Below are 21,849 nucleotides of genomic sequence, written 5' to 3' on the forward strand. Positions count from 1 at the left end.
CTTGATTTCCAACGCGGCCCCCGAGGCCCCATCGACCGTGACGCAGCCCGCACCTCAAGCCCTTCCCGTCGTAACCATGTTCGAGGGCGGCAGCGCGCTCAGCGACTTCCGCGCACGCCAGCTGCTGCCGAAGCTCCAGGCCATCGAGCCGCGCATCGAGGGCATCTCGGCCCGTTTCGTGCACCTCGTGGTCACCGATGCGGCGCTGGATTCGGCCGGCCGCGAGCGCTTTGCGGCGCTGCTGACCTACGGCGAGCCCTTCGAGGCGCCGGCCAAGGTGGGCACCTCGGTGGTGGTCACGCCCCGTCTGGGCACCGTGTCGCCCTGGGCCTCCAAGGCCACCGACATTGCCCACAACTGCGGCCTGGCCTTGCGCCGGGTCGAGCGCGTCACCCAGTACCACCTGAAGCTCAAGGCCCCGCTGATCGGCAAGGCCCCCGTGCTCGAAGGCGACACGCTGGCCGCCGTGGCCGGCCCGCTGCACGACCGCATGACCGAATCGGTGCTGGCCACCGTCGATCAGGCGGCCAGCCTGTTCAGCGAACTGCCTGCCCAGCCGATGGCGCAGGTCGATGTGCTGGCCGGCGGCCGTACGGCGCTGGTGGCAGCCAACACCGGCTTCGGCCTGGCGCTGGCCGAGGACGAAATCGACTACCTGGTGGATGCCTTCACCCGCCTGGGTCGCAACCCCAGCGACGTCGAACTGATGATGTTCGCGCAGGCCAACAGCGAGCACTGCCGCCACAAGATCTTCAACGCCGACTTCACCATCGACGGCAAGGCACAGCCCCAGAGCCTGTTCTCGATGATCCGCCACACCGAGAAGCAGAACCCGCAGCACACGGTCATCGCCTACGCCGACAACGCCTCGGTGATGGAAGGCGCGACCATCGAGCGCTTCATTCCCGCCAGCGGCTCGCAGAGCTATCAAAAAGATAGCGCCCTGAGCCATGTGCTGATGAAGGTCGAGACGCACAACCACCCGACCGCAATTTCGCCGTTCCCGGGCGCTTCGACCGGCGCGGGCGGCGAGATTCGCGACGAAGGCGCAACCGGCCGCGGCTCCAAGCCCAAGGCCGGCCTGACCGGTTTCACCGTGTCCAAGCTGTGGCCTGAAGAGGGCCACTACGGCAAGCCCGAGCACATTGCCAGCCCGCTGCAGATCATGACCGAGGGCCCGTTGGGCGGCGCCGCGTTCAACAACGAATTCGGCCGTCCCAACCTGCTGGGCTACTTCCGCGAGTACGAGCAGGCCGTGGCGAGCGACCTCGACACCGTGCAGCGCGGCTACCACAAGCCCATCATGATCGCGGGCGGCCTGGGCAGCATCGACGCCACGCAGACCAAAAAGATCCGCTTTCCCGCCGGCTCGCTGCTGATTCAGCTCGGCGGCCCCGGCATGCGCATCGGCATGGGCGGCAGCGCCGCCAGCTCGATGGCCACCGGCGCCAACGCAGCCGAGCTCGACTTCGACTCGGTGCAGCGCGGCAACCCCGAAATCGAACGCCGCGCGCAAGAGGTCATCAACCACTGCTGGCAGCAGGGCGCGGCCAACCCCATTCTGGCGATCCACGACGTGGGCGCGGGCGGCCTGAGCAACGCCTTCCCCGAGTTGACCAACGACGCCGGCCGCGGCGCGCGTTTTGATCTGCGCGCAGTGCCGCTCGAAGAGTCGGGCATGGCGCCGAAGGAAATCTGGTGCAACGAAAGCCAGGAGCGCTACGTGCTGGCCATCGCACCGGAATCGCTCGACCAGTTCAAGGCCTTCTGCGAGCGCGAGCGCTGCCCGTTCTCGGTGGTCGGCGTGGCGACCGAAGAACGCCAGCTGCTGGTGGCCGACGAGGGCGCGCAGGTGCAGCCCGTCGACATGCCGATGGACGTGCTGCTCGGCAAGCCGCCGAAGATGCACCGCGACGTGAAGACCGTGGCGCGCAGCTTCAAGCCGCTCGACCTCACGGGCGTCGACCTGCAGAAGGCCGCCATCGACGTGCTCGCGAATCCGACTGTGGCCTCCAAGCGCTTCCTCATCACCATCGGCGACCGCACCGTGGGCGGCCTGAGCCACCGCGACCAGATGGTCGGCCCGTGGCAGGTGCCCGTGGCCGACTGCGCCGTGACGCTGGCCGACTACAAGGGCTTTGCCGGCGAAGCCATGAGCATGGGCGAGCGCACGCCGCTGGCCGCGCTCGACGCGCCGGCCTCGGGCCGCATGGCCGTGGCTGAAGCCATCACCAATCTGCTGGCCGCACCGATCGAACTCTCGCGCGTCAAGCTGTCGGCCAACTGGATGGCCGCCTGCGGCGAGCCCGGCGAAGACGCCGCGCTGTACGAAACCGTCAAGGCCGTGGGCCTGGAACTGTGTCCGGCGCTGGGCGTGTCGATTCCGGTCGGCAAGGATTCGCTGTCGATGCGCACGCAATGGAAGGACGGCGCCGAAGCCAAGAAGGTCACGTCGCCCGTGAGCCTGATCGTTACCGCCTTCGCCTCTCTGGCCGACGTGCGCGGCACGCTCACACCGCAACTCGACGCCGAAGAGGCCGACACCACGCTGGTGCTGATCGACCTGGGCCAGGGCAAGCACCGCATGGCCGGCAGCATCCTGGCGCAGACGCTGGGCCAGAGCGGCGACACCGTGCCCGACCTCGACGATCCGGCGCAACTCGTCGCGCTGGTCAATGCCGTGAACGCGCTGCGCGCCGACGGCAAGATCCTCGCGATGCACGACCGCAGCGACGGCGGCCTGTTCGCCACCGCCTGCGAAATGGCCTTTGCCGGCCACGTCGGTGTGGCGCTGAACGTCGACATGCTCGTCACTGAAGGCGACGGCATCTCCGACAGCCGCATGGAAACCGGCGACGCCAAGAACTGGGCGCAGCAGGTCAGCGCGCGGCGCGAAGAACTCACGCTCAAGGCGCTGTTCAACGAAGAGCTGGGCATGGTGCTGCAGGTGCGCACCGCCGAGCGCAACGACGTCATGCAGGTGCTGCGCGCCCACGGCCTCAGCACGCACAGCCACTTCGTCGGCAAGACCCGGCCCGCCAGCTCCCCCATGGATGCGGGCAAGGGCAAGGTCGAAGTCTGGCGCGATGCCAAGTCGGTGTTCAGCGCGAGCCTGCACGATCTGCAGCAGGTGTGGGACGCGGTCAGCTGGAAGATCGCCCGCGAGCGCGACAACCCCGCTTGCGCCGACGCAGAACACGCCGCAGCCGGCGTGCCGAACGATCCGGGCATGCACGTGTTTCTGCCGAATGCGCAGCCTGCCGCACCGGCCATCCTGCAGTCGCGCCCCAAGGTCGCCATCCTGCGCGAGCAGGGTGTCAACTCGCACGTCGAGATGGCCTACGCCTTCACCGAAGCCGGCTTCGAGGCCTTCGACGTGCACATGACCGACCTGCAGGCGGGCAGGGCGGACCTTGCCAACTTCAAGGGCGTGGTCGCCTGCGGCGGCTTCAGCTACGGCGACACGCTGGGCGCCGGCATCGGCTGGGCGCGCAGCATCACCTTCAACCCGAAGCTGGCTGAGCAGTTCAAGACTTTCTTCGGCCGCGCCGACACCTTCGGCCTGGGCGTGTGCAACGGCTGCCAGATGTTCGCCGAACTGGCCGACATCATCCCGGGCGCCGAAGCCTGGCCGCGCTTCACCACCAACCAGAGCGAGCGCTTCGAGGCGCGGCTGTCGATGGTCGAGGTGCTCGAGTCGCCGAGCATCTTCTTCGAGGGCATGGCCGGCAGCCGCCTGCCGATCGCGGTGGCGCACGGCGAGGGCTATGCCAACTTCAAGCACCGCGGCGACGCCGCCAAGGCCATCGGCGCGATGCGCTTCGTGGACAACTTCGGCCAGCCGACCGAGCAGTACCCGTTCAACCCCAACGGCAGCGCCAACGGCCTGACTTCGGTGACCACGCCGGACGGCCGCTTCACCGCGGTAATGCCGCACCCGGAGCGCGTGTTCCGCAACATCCAGATGAGCTGGACCTCGGGCGACAAGAGCGATCTGAGCCCGTGGATGCAGATCTGGCGCAACGCGCGCCGCTGGGTGGGCTGAGGACCAAACGGTGCTCGACCTCGATCACCCGCGAAGCCGGCATGTGCTGGAAGCGTCGCGTGTCGAGGACCTGATCCGAAAGCTGCTGCTCGCATGGCGCGAGGACGAGGCGGCGGCTTCGTCCGCGCGCACGGAGATTCTGCAGACACTGCTTCCGCAGCTGGAGGCGCTCAACGCTGCGCACTTCGGCGCGTCGAAGAAGATCTACCGCACGCTCGACGCGTTGGGCCGGGCGGTGCAGGGCGTGGATGCCGAGAAGGCATGGCGGGCGTTCGCGGCGCTCGATGGACCGGGCGACAACTTCGGCACCTGGGCGATCTGAACGCCCACAAAAAAGCGGCCCGAAGGCCGCTTTTCTTTTGCCTGGATCGAGTTACTCGACCTTGGCCTTGGCGCGCAGATCCTCTTGGTACTTTTGCAGGCGCTGCTGCTGCAGCTGCTGCGTGATCTGCGGCTTCACTTCTTCCAGCTTCGGCAGTTGGGCCTGGCGGATGTCGTCGACGCGGATGATGTGATAACCGAACTGGGTCTTGACCGGGGCGGGGGTGGTTTCGCCCTTCTTGAGCTTGATCATCGCTTCCGAGAACTCGGGCACGAAGCTCGCGGGGTTGGCCCAGTCGAGGTCGCCGCCGTTGGCGCCCGAACCCGGGTCCTTGCTCTGCTTCTTGGCGATGTCTTCGAACTTGGCGCCCTTCTTCAGGTCGGCCATGATCTTCTTGGCCTGGTCTTCGGTCTCGACCAGGATGTGGCGGGCCTTGTATTCCTTGCCGCCGTTGGCCGCCACGAACTTGTCGTACTCGGCCTTCACGTCGGCGTCCGAGACCGGGTTGGTCTTGCGGTAGTTCTCGAACAGCGCGCGGATCAGGATGGCCTGGCGGGCGAGTTCGAGCTGGTTCTTGTAGTCGTCGTTGGCGTCCAGGCCCTGCTTTTGCGCTTCCTGCATGAACACTTCGCGCGCCACGATTTCCTCGCGCAACTGGCTCTGCATTTCAGGCGTCACCGGGCGGCCTGCGGCTGCCAGTTGCTGGGCCAGAACGTCCATGCGGGCCTTGGGCACCGGCTTGCCGTTCACGATGGCTGCGTTCTGCGCCAGAGCCGCCATGGACGTGGCACCGAGCAGCACTGCGGCCGCGACGGCCTGCAAGATTTGTTTTTTCATGGAATGAATATCGAGCTGGAAAGGAAATGCGCGTGTAGGAAAAGGCGCGGGAAAGAAAGCAGGGATAGGGAAGAAAAGAAGGGGAGCAACGGCCGGTGCAAACGCGGCGTGCGATCCAGTGGACGACTCAGAGCACCTCGATGGCGATGGCGTGCAGACCCTGTGCGATAAAAACCTGGAGGCCATCATACACAAGCCGATGCCGCGCCACGCGGGGCTTCCCTTCGAACAGAGGGGAGGCGATGCGCACGCGGAAATGGGTGCCGCGGCCTTCCGCGTTGGCACCCGAATGGCCCGCGTGGGCGGCGCTCTCGTCGATCACTTCGAGCTGCGTGGGGGCAAGGGCCTCGCGCAGCGCGGCTTCGATGTCGGCGGCCGTGGGCAGCAGTGCGGTGCTCATCGTCATGCCCGTCATGCCGTCGGCTTGTCTTCGTTCTTCAGGTGCGGCGCGATGTACAGGCCTTGCGCCACCAGGAAGACGATGGGAAACACATAGCCCCAGAGCTTGAAGTTGACCCAGGCCTCGGTCGTGAAGTACGCCGCCACGTAGCCGTTGACGATGGCCATGAACAGGCAGTAACCGATCCACGCCACATTGAGCCGGCTCCAGATGCGGTCGGGCAGCTCGAGCTGCGAGCCCAGCAGCATCTTCAGGAAGTTCTTCTTCAGCGCCCAGAGGGCCACGGCCAGCGCAATGGCCATCGCGCCGTACAGCACGGTTGGCTTCCACTTGATGAAGCGGTCGTCGTGCAGTGCCAGCGTGAGCGTGCCGAACAGCAGGATCAGCACCAGCGTGGCCTTCTGCATGGCCTGCAGCTTGCGCTCGGTGGCGTAGATGATCGCCATCTGCACGACAGTGGCGGCCATCAGCACGCCGGTGGCGGTGTAGATGTCGCCGAGCTTGTAGGCGCCGAAGAACAGCAGGATCGGGAAGAAGTCGAGGAGCAGTTTCATTTTTTCTGGAAGTCGAGCGACGCCGAGTTCATGCAGTAGCGCAGGCCGGTTTCGGTGGGGCCGTCGGGGAACACGTGGCCCAGGTGGGCGCCGCAATTGGCGCAGACGTTCTCGGTGCGCACCATGCCATGCGAACGGTCGACGATGTTGCGGATGGCGCCGGGCACGGCTTCTTCCGAGAAGCTGGGCCAGCCGCAGCCCGCGTCGAACTTGGTCGTCGACTCGAACAGCTTGGCGCCGCAGCACACGCAGTGATACGTGCCGTCGTCCCAGTGAGCTTCGTACTTGCCGGTGAAGGGGCGTTCGGTGGCGGCATGGCGCGTTACCTCGAAGGCGGCGGGCTCGGCGCCTTTTTCAGCGAGCAGGGCTTTCCATTCGGCGTCGGTTTTCTGTACGGGAGTGGTCATGATGAGCAGCTGATTTCGATCGTGGAGGCCCAGTCGGGCGGGAAGCCGGCCAGTGCGTCGGCGTCGGAATGTTCTTCAAATGGGGACTGGAGCACAGCCAGCAAGGTTGCCACAGCCGAGTGGTCCTTTTGCTGACTTGCTTCGATGGCTTGCTGTCCCAGGTGGTTCCGCAGCACGAATTTGGGATTCGATTTGAGCATCAGATCGGCGGCTTGCGCGCGCCCAGTGGGCGCATGGCGCTCCGAAAACGCTAGCAGCCACGCATCGAAACCCTCGCGGTCCAGGAACAGATCGCGCACCGGCTCGACGTTGCCGTCGGCCACATAGTTGGAGAGCCGGCGCCAGAAGATCGTGTAGTCGACCTTGCCTGCGGCCAGCAGCTTGAGCACGCCCTCGATCAGCGCGCGATCGCCTTCGGCCGCCTCGGCCAGGCCCAGCTTGGCGCGCATGCGGCCTTCGAACTCGTTCGGGAACACCGTCTTGTACGACTCCAGCGCGGCCACCGCGACTTCCTGGTCGCCGATCAGCGGAAGCAGCGCCTGCGCCAGGCAGAACAGGTTCCAGTAGGCGACGTTGGGCTGCTGGTTGAAGGCGTAGCGCCCGCTGGTGTCGCTGTGGTTGCAGATATGGCGCGGGTCGAAGCCATCGAGGAACTGGAAGGGTCCGTAGTCGATGGTGAGCCCGAGGATGCTCATGTTGTCGGTGTTCATCACCCCGTGGCAGAAGCCCACGGCCTGCCATTGGGCGAGCAGGGCGGCGGTGCGCTCGCTCACGGCTTCGAGGAAGGCGGCGTACGCGTTGCCGTTGAAGCGGTCGGTGGTGCGGCACGCCGGGTAGTAGTGATCGATGACGTAGTCGGCCAGCGCGCGCAGCTCGTCTTCGCGCTGGTTGGCCGCGAAGTGCTCGAAGTGGCCGAATCGAATGAAGCTCGGTGCCACGCGGGTCACGACGGCCGAACTTTCCGGCTCCTCGCGGTACACGCGGGCGTCGGAGCCGGTCACGCACAGCGCGCGGGTGGTCGGGATGCCGAGGCCGTGCATGGCCTCGCTGCAAAGAAATTCGCGGATGCTGGAGCGCAGCACCGCACGGCCATCGCCGCCGCGCGAGTAGGGCGTGCGGCCCGCGCCCTTCAGTTGCACTTCGAGCCCGCCTTCGGTCTCGCCGATCATGATGGCGCGCCCGTCGCCGAGCTGGCCGGCCCACACGCCGAACTGGTGGCCGCTGTACACCGTGGCGAAGGGGCGGGTGCCGGTGATAGGCAGGCTGCCGGTCAGGGCAGACAGCGTGGCGTTCGACGAATGCCAATCAGGCGGCAGGCCCAGCTCACGCGCGACGGTTTCGCTGCGGCACACCCAGTACGGATCAGGCAGCGGTGTCGGCCGCAATTCGGTGAGAAACGCCGGGCCAAGGGTGGCGAAACCGGGTTTCCAGCGCAGCCCCAGGTCCGCGACCTCGGTGTCTTCAGCAAGCAGGCTCATGGGCGGATTGTCCGGCACAGCGCGTAACCCCTTGCCAAGCGGGCCATCGCGGCCCCTGTACGTGGCTCGGGAGGCTCAGGCAGCCAGCGGCGCGGGGTTGTCCCAGATACGCGCCCGGTACTGCGCCGGCGGAACGCCGAACCAGCGCTTGCAGGCGCGGAAGAAGTTGCTGCTGTCGACAAAGCCCAGCATGTCAGCTACGTCGGTCAGCGTATGGCGGTCTTCCGCCAGGTACTGCTGCGCGAGTTCGCGGCGGGTGCGGTCGAGCAGGCCCTGGAACGACACCGATTCTTCCTGCAGCCGGCGCTGCAGCGTGCGCTCGGCCAGCCCCAGGCCCGAGGCCACGTCCTGCCGGCGCGGCTCGCCGTGCTGGAGCCGGCGTGCGATCTCGGCGCACACCAGGCTGCTGGTGGTGGTCTGGCCCAGCAGGTTCAGCTGGTCGTCGAGCAGGTGCTCCTGCATCTCGCCGAGCACCGGGTGGAAGGTGGGCAGCGGCATCGTCATGTCGGCCGTCGACAGCAGCAGGCGGTTGGCGACGGCGTTGAAGCGCACTTCGCAACCGAAGGCCTCGCGGTGCAGCCGGTCGTTGGCCGGCGCGGGGTACACGAACTCCATGGCCAGCGGCTGCAGGTCGCGCCGCGTGAGCCACTGGCATTGCATGAGCACGGTCAGCAGGGCGTATTCGACGCGCTGGCGCGGAATCGGCAGGCTGCCGCCGGTGTGCTCCATCACCATCCAGCAGCCGCGCGGCTCGGGGTGCATCGAGAAGGCGGTCGCGTCCGAAATCACCGCCATGTAGCGCGTCAGCCGTGTGAGCGCGGCGCCGAGGTCGGGGCTGCAGGCCATGGCGTGACCGACCGTGCCCAGCTTGCTGTGCGTGGCGGCCAGGTCGCGGTGCAGGCCCAGTGTGGGCTTGCCGGCGCGCGCCACCGCGAGCTGCCAAAGCACCGAGATCTCGTCGACCGGGATGCGCGTGTTCTGGCGGTGCAGCGAATCGGGGTCGAAGCCGGCATCGCGCAACAGCGAAGGAACGTTCAGCCCCTCGGCCTCGAACATCGACAGCACGCCCTCCAGCCACGCGGCCGAGCTGGTGCGCAGCTCCGGCTGCGGCATGCCGCCGGCCCGTCGCTGCGGCCCGCGTTGGCGGTGCGACAGGGAGGCTCCTGAAGTCATTCGTTTGGCTTCCTTGCGATAGCGGTGAAAACGACGCCGGTTTCTAGAATTTTTTGCGTGCTCGGCGGCCCGGAGTATGGGTGCCGCGCACCAGGCCAGGAATTCCGATTAACCCGGTGTGGAGACAAAAACATGAAGACAGAGACAACGGCACAAAACCAGGGTGCAGCAAGAAAAACGGCGGTGGGCAAGGCCATTGCCACCATGGCGGCAGCGGCGGCTCTTGCGGCCCTCTCGGCCTGCGGAGGTGGGTCGTCCGGTTCGCCCGGCTTCACCTTCCTGCCGAGCGCGCCCCCGCCGGCGCCGGCGCCCCCGGCCGCACCTCCAGCCGATGGCCCGATGGTCCGCCAGACCACGGCCGGCAAGATCGAAGGCGTGGACGACGGCGCCAGCTCGGGCACCTACTACTGGAAGGGTGTCCCGTTCGCCCAGCCGCCGGTGGGCGTGCTGCGCTGGCGCGCGCCGGTCGCGCCCGAAGCCTGGAGCGACATTCGTCCGGCCACCAAATTCGGCAATGCCTGCCTGCAGATCGGCCGCATCTTCAGCCCTGGCCTCAACAACATATACGACGCCACCATCGGCACCAACCTCGGCAAGCCGGTCGGCAGCGAAGATTGCCTGTTCGTCAACATCTGGCGCCCGGCGACGGACGAGAAGAACCTGCCGGTGCTGTTGTTCATTCATGGCGGCAGCAACATCTCGGGCTACACGGCCGACCCGCTGTACGACGGCGCCAAGCTGGCGAAGGCCGCCAACGCGGTGGTCATCACCGCCAGCTACCGCCTCGGCATCCTGGGCTTTCTCAACATGCCGCAGCTGAAGCCGGGCGGCACCGCGGGCGACGACTCCGGCAACTTCGCGCTGCTCGACAACATGGCGGCGTTGCGTTTCATTCAGAGCAACGTTGCCAACTTCGGCGGCGATCCGGGCAACGTCACGCTGTCGGGCGAGTCGGCGGGCGCCACCAACCTGCTGTCGGTGATGACTTCGCCGATGGCCAAGGGCCTGTTCCACAAGGCCTTCGAGATGAGCGGCGGCATTTCGCTTGCGGGCAATCTGCCGCCCGGCACGCTGCCTTCGCTGTTCCAGGCCTCGACCTCGCTCGCACAGGGCGCGGCCATCCTGGAGAAGCTGCTCGTTGCAGACGGCACCGCCGCCGACGCGGCCGCCGCCAAGGCCTACATCGCCACCCGCACACCGGCCCAGATCGCCGAATACCTGCGTGCACAGGACGGCGGCAAGATGCTGAGCACCGTGGTCGCCGCAGGGCTGGGCTCGGTCGGGCCCATTCCAGATGGCACCGTGATCCCGACGGACCCCATTGGCGCCATCGCGGCCGATCAGTACGTGAAGGTGCCCATGCTCGCGGGCAACACGCGCGACGAGGGCAAGCTCTTTGCCTCGCTGCTGGGGACCATCGGCTTTCCGACCTCGGGCTGGATCGTCAACGACGCACAGCGCTTCTCGCTGATGTTCAACTTCGACCCCGATGCCGCACCCACGCTCACGGTGAACGACATCATCGATCCGTTCTACCTTCCGGTAGACAAGCCCGGCACCGGCTACAACGCAGCCACCGCGCTCATCACGAAGGGGCTCTTCGAGGCCAACCGCGACAACCTGCTCAACACGATGAAGACGCGCCAGTCGAACATCTGGCACTACCGCCTCGACTGGTCGCAGGAGGCTGCACCGTGGAATGACGTCTACGGCGCCTCGCACGCCTTCGACCTGCCGTTCGTGTTCGGCAATTTCGGCCCGTCGGTGCTGTCGAGCTCCATCGGCGGCAAGGCCAACGAGAAGGGGCGGCTCGCGCTGTCGAGCGCCGTCATGGCCAGCATCGGCACCTTCATGCGCAAGGGCGATCCGAACACGCCCGAACTTGGTGCGACCTGGGCGCCGTGGCCCTCGCAACTGCTGCTCGACGCCACGCCCACGGCGGCCAAGATCACGCCGGTGCAATGAGCCGCTTCGTTCAATCGTGCAGTGCGGGTTTGTGTCATTGTGGAAGTGGCCGAAGCTTGCGTGAATCCGTTGTCCGCAGGTTTTCATGAAGTCATTTCACATAGGAGTTCGTAGATGCTGGGTTTGATGCAAGACCAACCGCTTTTGATCTCGTCGCTGATCGAGTTCGTCGAGCGCCACAACGGCGACGGCGAGATCGTCTCGCGCCGTGTCGAAGGCGACATCCACCGCTGCACATGGAGCGACATCGCATCGCGCGCCAGGCAGGTGGCCAATGCGCTGGACGGCGAGCAACTGCTGTTCAGCGACCGCATCGCCACCCTGGCCTGGAACGGCTATCGCCACCTGGAGCTGTACTACGGCGTGAGCGGCAGCGGCCGCGTGCTGCACACCATCAACCCGCGCCTGCACCCCGACCAGATCGCGTGGATCGCCAACCATGCCGAAGACCAGATCCTGTGCTTCGACCTCACGTTCCTGCCGCTGGTGCAGGCCGTGCATGCGCGCTGTCCCACGATCCGGAAATGGGTTGCACTGTGTGATGCCGACAAGCTCCCCGCCGATAGCGGCGTGCCCAACCTCGTGAGCTACGAGAGCTGGATGGGCACGCAGTCCACCGACTACGAGTGGCCCAGCTTCGACGAGAACTCCGCCTCGAGCATGTGCTACACGAGCGGCACCACGGGCAACCCGAAGGCCGCGCTCTACAGCCACCGCTCGACCATGCTGCATGCCTACGCAGCGGCCTTGCCCGACGTCATGCGCCTGTCGGCGCGCGACTCGGTGCTGCCGGTGGTGCCGATGTTCCACGTCAACGCCTGGGGTATTCCGTACTCTGCGGCGCTGGTGGGCTGCAAGCTGGTGTTCCCCGGCCCGGCGCTGGACGGCAAGTCGGTGTTCGAGCTGATCGAAGGCGAGGGCGTGACCTTCGCGGCGGGCGTGCCCACCGTGTGGCAGATGATGCTCGGCCACATGCAGGCGAACGGGCTGAAGTTCAGCAAGCTCAACCGCACCGTCATCGGCGGCTCGGCCTGCCCGCCGGCCATGATCCGCGCGTTCCAGGAGAACTACAACGTCGAGGTGCTGCACGCCTGGGGCATGACCGAGATGAGCCCGCTGGGCACGCTGTGCACGCTCAAGAACAAGCATCTGTCGCTGCCGGCCGATGCGCAGCTGCAGATCCGCATGAAGCAGGGTCGCGCCATCTTCGGCGTCGACATGAAGATCATCGACGGCGACGGCAAGGAACTGCCGTGGGACGGCAAGGCCTATGGCGACCTGCTGGTCAAGGGGCCGTGGATCGTCAAGGAATACTTCAAGGGCGAGGGCGGCAATCCGCTGATTCCCGACGAGCAGAACCGCGGTTGGTTTCCCACTGGCGACGTGGCCACCATCGACGCCGAGGGCTACCTGCAGATCACCGACCGCAGCAAGGACGTGATCAAGTCCGGCGGCGAGTGGATCAGCTCCATCGAGATCGAGAACATCGCCGTCGCGCACCCGGCCGTGGCCATGGCCGCGTGCATCGGCGTGTTCCATCCGAAGTGGGACGAGCGGCCGATCATTGCTGTCGTGAAGAAGCCCGGTGCCGAAGTCACGCGCGAGGAACTGCTGAAGTTCTACGAGGGCAAGACCGCCAAGTGGCAGATCCCGGACGACGTGGTGTTCGTCGAGGCGATTCCGATTGGCGCGACAGGAAAGATCCTCAAGACCAAGCTGCGCGAACTGCTCAAGGACTACAAGCTGCCGACCCTCTGAAGACAAGGACACGAGCCAAGCCCATCCGCACTGTCGCGCACGCGATAGGAAAGCCGCTCCGGCGGCCTTCCTTCCGGGCATTCCCTGTGCGGCAAAAAAAAGGGCGCTTGTACGCTGGCATTCCGCCTTTCACACTGGAGACTCTTCATGCAATTTGCTATCAAGTCAGTAGCTGCCTGTGCAATGTTGGTGAGCGCTGCCGCTGCATTCGCTCAGAAGGGCGAGACCGTCAAGATCGCCTGGCTCGACCCGCTGTCGGGCCTCATGGCCGCGGTCGGCACCAACCAGCTCAAGACCACGCAATTCCTTGCTGAAGAGTTCAACAAGAAGAACCTGTCGGGCGTGAAGTTCGAGATCATCGCGCTCGACAACAAGCTCAGCCCGCAGGAGACCACCGCCGCGCTGCGTTCCGCACAAGACCAGGGCGCGCGCTACATCATGCAGGGCAACGGCTCCGGCCCCGCGCTCGCGATCATCGACGCCGTCGAGAAGAACAACGCGCGCAACCCGGGCAAGGAGCTTCTGTACATGAACTACGCGGCCGTCGACCCCGACCTGACCAACAGCAAGTGCAGCTACTGGCACTTCCGGGTCGATGCCGACACCTCCATGAAGATGGAGGCGCTGACCACCTGGATGAAGGACCAGTCCGACATCAAGAAGGTCTACATCCTCGGCCAGAACTACGCTCATGGCGTGCAGGTGTCGAAGTTCGCCAAGGAAGACCTGAAGGTCAAGCGCCCCGACATCCAGATCGTGGGCGACGACCTGCATCCGCTCGCGCAGGTGCGCGACTTCTCTCCGTACATCGCCAAGATCAAGGCTTCGGGCGCAGACACCGTCATCACCGGCAACTGGGGCTCCGACCTGTCGCTGCTCATCAAGGCGGCCAACGACTCGGGCCTGAACGTCAAGTTCCTGACCTACTACGCGCCGGGCGCGGGCACGCCCACGGCCATGGGTGCCACGTCCGACGGCAAGGTCTACACCGTCGCCTATGCCCACTACAACATGGGCGGCGAGATCCAGCAGCTGCTCGCCGGCTACAAGAAGCGCATGAATGACGACCTCACGCAGTCGTCGATCTATCACGTGTTTGCGCTGCTCGACGCCGCCTTCGCCAAGACCAAGTCGACCGACCCGGTCAAGGTGGCCGCGGCGCTGGAAGGCATGAAGATCAAGAGCTTCAACGGCGAGGTCGAGGTGCGCAAGGCCGACCACCAGTTGCAGCAGGGCCTGTACATCTCGCGCTGGGAAAAGGCCAGCGCCAAGTACCCCTACGACGCGGAGAACACCGGCTACACGAACGTTCCCGTGAAGTACTACGAATCGTACGTGGCGAGCACGCCCACGTCGTGCCAGATGAAGCGCCCCTAGGCGTCTTTGTGAACGCGTTTCCTACCCATTGGTAGCAGCTGTCTACCAACGGGTAGCAAATTGGAGAAACGCGGTGTCGCATGCGCGATAGAAACGGGCCTTTGCAGCACCCCTCTTACGGGCATTCCCTGAGGGGAGGGGCTGCAAACGCTTGTACTCTCGTGCGGCGTTTTGAATCGGTTTGACCAGGAGATATAGATTGAAGTTCGCTCTGAAAATCGCTACCGCAGCCGTCATCGCGGCAACCGCCACCGGCGCCCTCGCCCAGAAGGGTGAAACCGTCAAGATCGCATGGCTCGACCCGCTGTCGGGCCTCATGGCCGCGGTCGGGACGAACCAGCTCAAGACCTTCCAGTTCTTTGCCGAAGAGTTCAACAAGAAGAATGCGGCAGGCGTGAAGTTCGAGATCATCGGCATCGACAACAAGCTCAGCCCGCAAGAGACCACCAGCGCACTGCGCTCGGCCCTCGACCAGGGCGCGCGCTACATCGTGCAGGGCAACGGCTCCGGCCCCGCGCTGGCCATCATCGACGCGCTCGAGAAGAACAACGCGCGCAATCCCGGCAAGGAAGCGCTGTACCTGAACTACGCCGCCGTCGACCCCGACCTGACCAACAGCAAGTGCAGCTACTGGCAGTACCGCTTCGACGCCGACACGTCGATGAAGATGGAAGCGCTGACCACCTACATGAAGGACCAGCCGGAGATCAAGAAGGTCTACCTGCTCAACCAGAACTACGCGCACGGCCAGCAGGTTTCCAAGTTCGCCAAGGAAAACCTCAAGACCAAGCGCCCCGACGTGCAGATCGTCGGCGACGACCTGCATCCGCTGGCCCAGGTGCGTGACTTCGCGCCGTACATCGCCAAGATCAAGGCCTCGGGTGCCGACACCGTCATTACCGGCAACTGGGGCTCCGACCTCGCGCTGCTGATCAAGTCGGCGAACGATTCGGGCCTCAACGTCAAGTTCTACACCTACTACGCCGTGACCAGCGGCACGCCGACCGCCATGGGCGCAGCGTCCGACGGCAAGGTGTACCAGGTCGGCTATGCCCACTACAACATGGGCGGCGACATGCAGAAGTACGCCGAAGAGTTCAAGAAGAAGTTCAACGACGACCTCTACACCACCGACGTCTACACCGTGTTCCAGGCGCTGACCGAAGCCTTCGTGAAGACCAAGTCGACCGACCCCGTCAAGGTGGCCGCCGCCATGGAAGGCATGAAGTTCAAGAGCTTCAACGGCGAGATCGAACTGCGCAAGACCGACCACCAGGCACAGCAGGGCCTGTACATCGCCAAGTGGGAGAAGGCCAGCGCCAAGTACCCGTACAGCCCGGAGAACACCGGCTACACGCTGGCCCCGGTGAAGTACTACGACGCCTACGTGGCCAGCACGCCCACTTCGTGCCAGATGAAGCGGCCCGGCGGCGCCTCCTGATCGCCGCCTGCGCCTGACAGGTCGAGGCCCGACTTCAACACTCGGGCCTTTTTCTTTTCTCACCTGACACGAAAGACCGATGAACGTCGAATTCTTCGTCATCTCGCTGCTCAACGGCGTGAGCTACGGCTTGCTGTTGTTCATGCTGAGCTCTGGCCTCACGCTGATCTTCAGCATGATGGGCGTGCTCAATTTCGCGCACGCCAGCTTCTACATGCTGGGCGCCTATTTCGCCTACACGCTGTCGGGCGTCGTCGGTTTCTGGCCGGCGCTCTTCATCGCGCCGCTGCTGGTGTTCGCGCTCGGCGCGGCCTTCGAGCGCTACTGCCTGCGCCGGGTCCACAAGTTCGGCCATGTGCCCGAACTGCTGGTGACCTTCGGTCTTTCGTACCTGATCCTCGAACTCGTGCAACTGGTGTGGGGCCGCTCCACGGTGCCGTACGGCCTGCCGTCGGCGCTGCAGGGGCCGCTCTTCTCGCTCTACGGCACGCAGTTTCCCAAGTCGCGCTCGTTCATCATGCTGGTGGCGGTGCTGATGCTGGTGTCGGTGTGGCTGCTGCTCACGCGCACGCGCATCGGCCTGGTCATCCAGGCGGCGCTGAAGCATCCCGACATGGTCGAGGCGCTGGGCCACAACGTGCCACGAGTGTTCATGCTGGTGTTCGGCGGCGGCGCAGCGCTCGCGGGCCTTGCGGGCGTGGTCGGCGGCAACACCTACGTCACCGAGCCGGCCATGGCAGGCTCGGTCGGCTCCATCATCTTCGTGGTGGTGGTGGTCGGCGGCATGGGCTCGCTGGCGGGCGCCTTCCTGGCCTCGCTGATCATCGGCGTGGTGCAGACCTTCGCCGTGGCCATGGACCAGTCGCTCGCCACCGGCCTGCAGGCCCTCGGCGTGGCGGTGAGCGACCAGACCTTCGGCTACGAACTGCTGAAGCTCACCATCTCGCAGGTGGCGCCGATCCTGCCGTACCTGTTCCTGGTGCTGATCCTCATCTTCAGGCCCAAGGGTCTTCTCGGAACGCGGGAGGACTGACGCCATGAACACTGCAACGACAACCACTCCCATCACGGCCAGCACCGGCACGAAGCAGTACTACCGCTTCAAGCCGCTGAACATCGGCCGCATCCTGATCTGGTCTTTCTTCGCGCTGCTGCTGATCGTGGCGCCGATGATCTTCACCAGCAGCCTGGCGCTCACCATGCTGTCGCAGATCGGCTACCTCATCATCATCTGCCTGAGCTACAACATGCTGCTGGGGCAGGGCGGCATGCTCAGCTTCGGGCATGCGGTGTATGTGGGGCTGGGCTCGTTCATCGCCATTCACGCGATGAACCTGGCCAGCGCCGGCAAGCTGCCGATTCCGCTGGTGCTCATTCCGCTCGTAGGTGGCCTCGGCGGCATGTTCTTCGCCGTGGTGTTCGGCTACGTGTCGACCAAGAAGTCGGGCACCACCTTCGCGATGATCACGCTTGGCCTCGGCGAGCTTGTTGCCGCAATGGCGCTGATGTTCCCGAGCTTCTTCGGCGGCGAGGGCGGCATTACCACCAACCGCGTGTATGGCACTTCGTTCTTCGGCGTCAGCTTCGGGCCGCAGAACCAGGTGTATTACCTGATCGCCGTGTACTGCTTCATCTGCACCGGGCTGATGTTCGCCTTCACCGGCACGCCGCTCGGGCGCATGCTGAACGCGGTGCGCGACAACCCCGAGCGCGTGGAGTTCATCGGCTACAACACGCAGCGCGTGCGCTACTACGCCTTCATCATCGCGGGCTTCTTCGCGGGCATCGGCGGCGGGCTGGCGGCCATCAACTTCGAGATCGTGAATGCGGCCGACAGCCTGAACGGGCTGCGCTCGGGCAGCTACCTGCTGTTCACCTTCCTCGGTGGCGCGACCTTCTTCTTCGGGCCGATCATCGGCGCGGCGCTGCTGGTGTTCGCGCTGGTGCTGTTGTCGGAACTCAGCAAGGCCTGGCTGCTGTACGTGGGCCTGGTATTCCTGCTGATGGTGATGTTCGCGCCTGGTGGCGTGGCCAGCCTGATCATGATGAACGTGCGCGTGGCGCTGTTCGGCAAGATCAAGCGCTTCTACGCACTCTACGTGGGCCTGTTCATCGGTGCGGCCATCATGCTCGCGGGCGCTGCGGCCATCGTCGAGATGATCTATCACATGCAGCTGAATGCGGCGCTGGGCCCAGTAGTGCCGCTCGCAGGCCTGCAGCTCGACACCTCATCGGCCACGAGCTGGATCGTTGCGGTTGCTCTGCTCGCGGTAGGCCTGGGCGTGTTCGAGGTGGTGCGCCGTCGCTTCGCGAAGGTCTGGGGCCATGCACAGGAAGAAATCGAAGCCGAGATCAAGCGGCGGGAGACGGCATGACCTATTCACTGGAACTCAAGAACCTGCGCAAGAGCTTCGGCAAGACCGACATCATCCGCGGCGTCGACCTGGCCGTGACGGCCGGCGAGCGCATTGCCATCATCGGGCCGAACGGCGCGGGCAAGTCCACGCTGTTCAACCTGATCAGCGGGCGGCTCACGCCCACCAGCGGCGAGGTGCTGCTCAACGGCCAGCGCATCGACGGCATGAAGCCGTACGAAATCAACCGCATGGGGCTGTCGCGCAGCTTCCAGATCACCAACATCTTTCCGAAGCTCACGGTCTTCGAGAACCTGCGCTGCGGCGTGCTGTGGAGCCTGGGCTACAAGTACACCTTCCTGCGCTTTCTCTCGAACCTCGATGACGCCAATGAGCGCACCGAAGAGCTCATCCGCCAGATTGGCCTGGAGAAGAAGCGCGACGTGCATGCGGTGAACCTCACCTACGCCGAGCAGCGCGCGCTGGAAATCGGCGTGACCATCGCGGGCGGCGCCAGCGTCATCTTGCTGGACGAGCCCACGGCGGGCATGAGCAAGACCGAAACCTCGCACTTCATTTCGCTCATCAAGCACGTCACCGTCGGCAAGACACTGCTGACGGTGGAGCACGACATGGGCGTGGTCTTCGGGCTGGCCGACAAGATCGCGGTGGTGGTGTACGGCGAAGTCATTGCCTTCGACACGCCTGCTGCCGTTCGTGCGAATGCGCGCGTGCAGGAGGCCTACCTTGGTTCGTCGGTCGCGGATGCACAAGGGGCGGGACACTGACATGCTGAAGCTCAAAGACATCCACGCCTACTACGGCAAGAGCCATGTGCTGCATGGCGTTTCCTTCGACGTGAACCCCGGCGAAATCGTCGCGCTGCTGGGCCGCAATGGCTCGGGCCGCTCGACCACGGCCAAGGCCATCATGGGCCTGGTGCATGCCGAGGGCGGCCTGCACTGGAAGGGGGAAGACATCCTGCGCCGCAAGGCCTACGAGATCGCGCATTTCGGCATCGGCTACGTGCCCGAGAACCGCGACATCTTCCCCAAGCTCACGGTGCACCAGAACCTGCTGCTGGGGCAGAAGGGCTCGGGCAAGGGCAGCCGCTGGTCGTTCGACGACATGTACGGCATGTTCCCGCGCCTGAAGGAGCGCCAGCACACCGAGGCCGGCGTGCTTTCGGGCGGCGAGCAGCAGATGCTCACGCTGTGCCGCACGCTGATGGGCGACCCCGACCTCATCATCATCGACGAGCCCACCGAAGGCCTTGCGCCCAAGATCGTCGAGCTGGTGGGGCAGTACCTGCGCACGCTGAAGGACAAGGGCATCTCGGTGCTCCTGATCGAGCAGAAGCTCACCATCGCCATGCAGATTTCAGACCGCGCGCTCGTCATGGGCCACGGCAGCATCGTGTTCGACGGCACGCCGGACAGCCTCCGCGCCGATGCCACCACTCGCAAAGAGTGGTTGGAAGTTTGATACACACGAATCCGGGCCACGCCCCGGATTCCTCTTGTCTCTCCAGCGACTGCGTGCCATTGTTGGGCCACGCGAAACGCCTAGAATCCCCCGAAAAAGAACACTCGTGCTTTTTCTTCTTTTTCTTCACACACCAAGGAACGCAGCATGACGGCTGAATACAAAGTGCTCGGCGATATCGCCGTGATCACACTGACCAACCCTCCGGTCAACGGTCTCGGTTTCTCGACGCGCATCGGCATCACCGATGGCCTGTCGAAGGCCAATGCCGACGACGCCGTCAAGGCCATCGTCATCACCGGCGCCGGCAAGGCGTTCTCGGGCGGCGCGGACATCAAGGAGTTCGGCACGCCCAAGGCACTGCAGGAGCCCAACCTGCTGAGCGTGATCCTCGCGCTCGAAGCCTCTCCCAAGCCCATCGTCGCGGCCATCCACTCGGTGTGCATGGGCGGTGGCCTCGAACTGGCCCTGGGCTGCCACTACCGCGTGGCCGCTCCCGGCACCAGCGTGGCACTGCCTGAAGTCAAGCTGGGCCTGCTGCCCGGCGCCGGCGGCACGCAGCGCCTGCCGCGCGTGCTCGGCGTGGAAACTGCCCTGAACATGATCGTCAGCGGCGAGCCCGTGAAGAGCGAACTGCTCGCGAGCCTGCCCGGCCAGAAGCTGTTCGACAAGCTGGCCGCTTCGCCCGAATCGGTGTTCGAAGAAGCCGTGGCCTTCGCCAAGAGCGTGGCCGGCAAGACCGGTGACGCGTTGCCGCTGGTGCGCAACCTGCCGTGCAAGCACCCGCAGGGCGACGCCTACTTCCAGTTCGCCAAGAACATGGTCGGCGGCATGTCGAAGAACTACCCCGCGCCGCTGAAGTGCGTCGACGCCGTGCAGGCCGCGACGAAGCTGAAGTTCGACGAAGGCATGGCCGAAGAGCGCCGCCTGTTCACGGCGTTGATGTTCACGCCCGAATCGCTGTCGCTGCGCCACCTGTTCATGGCCGAGCGCGCCGCCAGCAAGATTCCTGACGTGCCCGAAGACACGCCCAAGCGCGAGATCAAGGCCGTTGGCGTGATCGGTGCCGGCACCATGGGCGGCGGCATCTCGATGAACTTCCTGAACGCGGGCATCCCCGTCAAGATCCTCGAGATGAAGCAGGAAGCGCTCGACCGCGGCGTTGCCACCATCAAGAAGAACTACGAAGCCCAGGTCAAGAAGGGCAAGCTCAAGCAGGACAAGTACGAGCAGCGCATGGCGCTGTTGAGCACCACGCTGAGCTACGACGACCTGAAGGACGCCGACCTCATCATCGAAGCCGTGTTCGAAGAAATCGGCGTTAAGGAAAAGGTCTTCAAGGAGCTCGACCGCGTCGCCAAGAAGGGCGCGATCCTGGCCTCGAACACCTCGACGCTCGACGTCGACAAGATCGCCTCGTTCACCGACCGTCCGCAGGACGTGGTCGGCATGCACTTCTTCAGCCCCGCCAACGTGATGAAGCTGCTCGAAGTGGTGCGCGGCAAGGCCACCGCCAAGGACGTGCTCGCCACGGTCATGGACATCGGCAAGAAGATCAAGAAGACGGCTGTTGTCTCGGGCGTGTGCGACGGCTTCATCGGCAACCGCATGATCGAGCAGTACTCGCGTCAGGCAGGCTTCCTGCTGGACGAAGGCGCCACGCCGCAGCAGGTCGACAAGGCCGTCGAGAAGTTCGGCTTTGCCATGGGCCCGTTCCGCATGGGCGACCTGGCCGGCAACGACATCGGCTGGGCCATTCGCAAGCGCCGCGCCACCGAGCGCGCCGACATGAAGTACAGCCGCACGGCAGACAAGCTCTGCGAACTGGGCCGCTTCGGCCAGAAGACCGGGGCAGGGTGGTACGACTACCAGGCCGGCAAGCGCGACGCGATTCCGTCGGAGCTCGTCAACAAGATGATCGAGGACCACCGCAAGGAGCTGGGCATCACGCCGCGCAAGATTTCCGATGAAGAGATCGTGCAACGCCTGGTGTACGCGCTGGTCAACGAAGGCGCGCACATCCTGGAAGACGGCATTGCCTCGAAGTCTGGCGACATCGACATGGTGTACCTCACCGGCTACGGCTTCCCGATCTGGCGCGGCGGCCCGATGCACTACGCATCGCAGGTCGGCCTGTACAACGTGGCCGAGACGATGAAGCGCTTTGCCAAGAACCCGCGCGACGACGGCGCGTTCTGGCAGCCCGCACCGCTGATCCAGAAGCTCGTGGCCGAAGGCAAGCAGTTCAGCTGA

Annotated in this window: 17 protein-coding genes; 11 read left to right on the top strand and 6 right to left on the bottom strand. The window is 65.1% G+C overall.

What is annotated here, in order from left to right; genetic code table 11:
• The first annotated feature begins 76 nt into the window (after window positions 1-76).
• Both purL and ACSFBF_RS02605 read left to right on the top strand, forming a co-directional pair.
• Window positions 77-4,045 (top strand): phosphoribosylformylglycinamidine synthase, encoded by a 3,969-nt coding sequence (gene purL, locus ACSFBF_RS02600; protein WP_435465890.1) that lies wholly within the window; start codon window positions 77-79, stop codon window positions 4,043-4,045.
• 10 nt (window positions 4,046-4,055) lie between these two features.
• A complete protein-coding gene (locus ACSFBF_RS02605) occupies window positions 4,056-4,367 on the top strand; it encodes a hypothetical protein (RefSeq protein WP_435464778.1) in 312 nt (103 codons plus the stop codon).
• Between the two features lie 51 nt (window positions 4,368-4,418).
• On the opposite strand, the gene ACSFBF_RS02610 is transcribed toward ACSFBF_RS02605, so the two are convergent.
• The 6 genes from ACSFBF_RS02610 to ACSFBF_RS02635 form a co-directional block, all read right to left on the bottom strand.
• Window positions 4,419-5,204, bottom strand: a complete 786-nt coding sequence (locus ACSFBF_RS02610) for a peptidylprolyl isomerase (protein WP_435464779.1) — start codon at window positions 5,202-5,204, stop codon at window positions 4,419-4,421.
• Between the two features lie 127 nt (window positions 5,205-5,331).
• Window positions 5,332-5,610, bottom strand: a complete 279-nt coding sequence (locus tag ACSFBF_RS02615) for a BolA family protein (protein ID WP_435465892.1) — start codon at window positions 5,608-5,610, stop codon at window positions 5,332-5,334.
• A 5-nt stretch (window positions 5,611-5,615) separates the two neighbouring features.
• Window positions 5,616-6,158, bottom strand: coding sequence for a septation protein A (locus ACSFBF_RS02620; protein WP_435464780.1), 543 nt, complete (start codon window positions 6,156-6,158; stop codon window positions 5,616-5,618).
• Entirely contained in the window at window positions 6,155-6,565 is a 411-nt protein-coding gene (gene msrB / locus ACSFBF_RS02625) for a peptide-methionine (R)-S-oxide reductase MsrB (protein WP_093056901.1), read from the bottom strand. The genes ACSFBF_RS02620 and msrB overlap by 4 nt, the downstream gene beginning before the upstream one ends.
• Complete coding sequence (locus ACSFBF_RS02630) at window positions 6,562-8,043, bottom strand: protein adenylyltransferase SelO (RefSeq protein WP_435464781.1); 1,482 nt, start codon at window positions 8,041-8,043, stop codon at window positions 6,562-6,564. Before ACSFBF_RS02630 ends, msrB begins: the two co-directional genes overlap by 4 nt.
• A gap of 75 nt (window positions 8,044-8,118) precedes the next feature.
• The gene (locus ACSFBF_RS02635; protein ID WP_435465894.1) at window positions 8,119-9,198 is read right to left on the bottom strand and encodes an AraC family transcriptional regulator; all 1,080 of its coding nucleotides are present in this window, start codon (window positions 9,196-9,198) and stop codon (window positions 8,119-8,121) included.
• A gap of 222 nt (window positions 9,199-9,420) precedes the next feature.
• Between ACSFBF_RS02635 and ACSFBF_RS02640 the strand changes: the two genes are divergently transcribed.
• From ACSFBF_RS02640 to ACSFBF_RS02680, 9 genes are all read left to right on the top strand, one after another.
• Complete coding sequence (locus ACSFBF_RS02640) at window positions 9,421-11,181, top strand: carboxylesterase/lipase family protein (protein ID WP_435465896.1); 1,761 nt, start codon at window positions 9,421-9,423, stop codon at window positions 11,179-11,181.
• A gap of 114 nt (window positions 11,182-11,295) precedes the next feature.
• Complete coding sequence (locus ACSFBF_RS02645) at window positions 11,296-12,939, top strand: 3-(methylthio)propionyl-CoA ligase (protein ID WP_435464782.1); 1,644 nt, start codon at window positions 11,296-11,298, stop codon at window positions 12,937-12,939.
• 147 nt (window positions 12,940-13,086) lie between these two features.
• On the top strand, window positions 13,087-14,316 hold the full coding sequence (locus tag ACSFBF_RS02650) for a branched-chain amino acid ABC transporter substrate-binding protein (RefSeq protein WP_435464783.1): 1,230 nt from the start codon (window positions 13,087-13,089) through the stop codon (window positions 14,314-14,316).
• 199 nt (window positions 14,317-14,515) lie between these two features.
• On the top strand, window positions 14,516-15,757 hold the full coding sequence (locus ACSFBF_RS02655; RefSeq protein WP_435464784.1) for a branched-chain amino acid ABC transporter substrate-binding protein: 1,242 nt from the start codon (window positions 14,516-14,518) through the stop codon (window positions 15,755-15,757).
• A 79-nt stretch (window positions 15,758-15,836) separates the two neighbouring features.
• Complete coding sequence (locus ACSFBF_RS02660) at window positions 15,837-16,790, top strand: branched-chain amino acid ABC transporter permease (RefSeq protein WP_093056896.1); 954 nt, start codon at window positions 15,837-15,839, stop codon at window positions 16,788-16,790.
• Window positions 16,791-16,794: 4 nt separating this feature from the next.
• Complete coding sequence (locus ACSFBF_RS02665; protein WP_435464785.1) at window positions 16,795-18,132, top strand: branched-chain amino acid ABC transporter permease; 1,338 nt, start codon at window positions 16,795-16,797, stop codon at window positions 18,130-18,132.
• Window positions 18,129-18,899, top strand: coding sequence for an ABC transporter ATP-binding protein (locus tag ACSFBF_RS02670; RefSeq protein ID WP_093074023.1), 771 nt, complete (start codon window positions 18,129-18,131; stop codon window positions 18,897-18,899). Before ACSFBF_RS02665 ends, ACSFBF_RS02670 begins: the two co-directional genes overlap by 4 nt.
• Before the next feature lies 1 nt (window position 18,900).
• A complete protein-coding gene (locus ACSFBF_RS02675; RefSeq protein WP_435464786.1) occupies window positions 18,901-19,596 on the top strand; it encodes an ABC transporter ATP-binding protein in 696 nt (231 codons plus the stop codon).
• A gap of 147 nt (window positions 19,597-19,743) precedes the next feature.
• Window positions 19,744-21,849 (top strand): 3-hydroxyacyl-CoA dehydrogenase NAD-binding domain-containing protein, encoded by a 2,106-nt coding sequence (locus tag ACSFBF_RS02680; RefSeq protein ID WP_435464787.1) that lies wholly within the window; start codon window positions 19,744-19,746, stop codon window positions 21,847-21,849.

This window comes from Variovorax nivicola, assembly GCF_051216475.1.
GTDB lineage: Bacteria > Pseudomonadota > Gammaproteobacteria > Burkholderiales > Burkholderiaceae_C > Variovorax.

What these genes read in the sequence shown, in the direction of transcription:
- purL (WP_435465890.1), top strand. Translation starts at nt 77, where the DNA reads ATGTTCGAGGGCGGCAGCGCGCTCAGCGACTTCCGCGCACGCCAGCTG.
- ACSFBF_RS02610 (WP_435464779.1), bottom strand. Translation starts at nt 5,204, where the DNA reads ATGAAAAAACAAATCTTGCAGGCCGTCGCGGCCGCAGTGCTGCTCGGT.
- ACSFBF_RS02615 (WP_435465892.1), bottom strand. Translation starts at nt 5,610, where the DNA reads ATGACGATGAGCACCGCACTGCTGCCCACGGCCGCCGACATCGAAGCC.
- ACSFBF_RS02620 (WP_435464780.1), bottom strand. Translation starts at nt 6,158, where the DNA reads ATGAAACTGCTCCTCGACTTCTTCCCGATCCTGCTGTTCTTCGGCGCC.
- msrB (WP_093056901.1), bottom strand. Translation starts at nt 6,565, where the DNA reads ATGACCACTCCCGTACAGAAAACCGACGCCGAATGGAAAGCCCTGCTC.
- ACSFBF_RS02630 (WP_435464781.1), bottom strand. Translation starts at nt 8,043, where the DNA reads ATGAGCCTGCTTGCTGAAGACACCGAGGTCGCGGACCTGGGGCTGCGC.
- ACSFBF_RS02640 (WP_435465896.1), top strand. Translation starts at nt 9,421, where the DNA reads ATGGCGGCAGCGGCGGCTCTTGCGGCCCTCTCGGCCTGCGGAGGTGGG.
- ACSFBF_RS02645 (WP_435464782.1), top strand. Translation starts at nt 11,296, where the DNA reads ATGCTGGGTTTGATGCAAGACCAACCGCTTTTGATCTCGTCGCTGATC.
- ACSFBF_RS02650 (WP_435464783.1), top strand. Translation starts at nt 13,087, where the DNA reads ATGCAATTTGCTATCAAGTCAGTAGCTGCCTGTGCAATGTTGGTGAGC.
- ACSFBF_RS02660 (WP_093056896.1), top strand. Translation starts at nt 15,837, where the DNA reads ATGAACGTCGAATTCTTCGTCATCTCGCTGCTCAACGGCGTGAGCTAC.
- ACSFBF_RS02665 (WP_435464785.1), top strand. Translation starts at nt 16,795, where the DNA reads ATGAACACTGCAACGACAACCACTCCCATCACGGCCAGCACCGGCACG.
- ACSFBF_RS02670 (WP_093074023.1), top strand. Translation starts at nt 18,129, where the DNA reads ATGACCTATTCACTGGAACTCAAGAACCTGCGCAAGAGCTTCGGCAAG.
- ACSFBF_RS02675 (WP_435464786.1), top strand. Translation starts at nt 18,901, where the DNA reads ATGCTGAAGCTCAAAGACATCCACGCCTACTACGGCAAGAGCCATGTG.
- ACSFBF_RS02680 (WP_435464787.1), top strand. Translation starts at nt 19,744, where the DNA reads ATGACGGCTGAATACAAAGTGCTCGGCGATATCGCCGTGATCACACTG.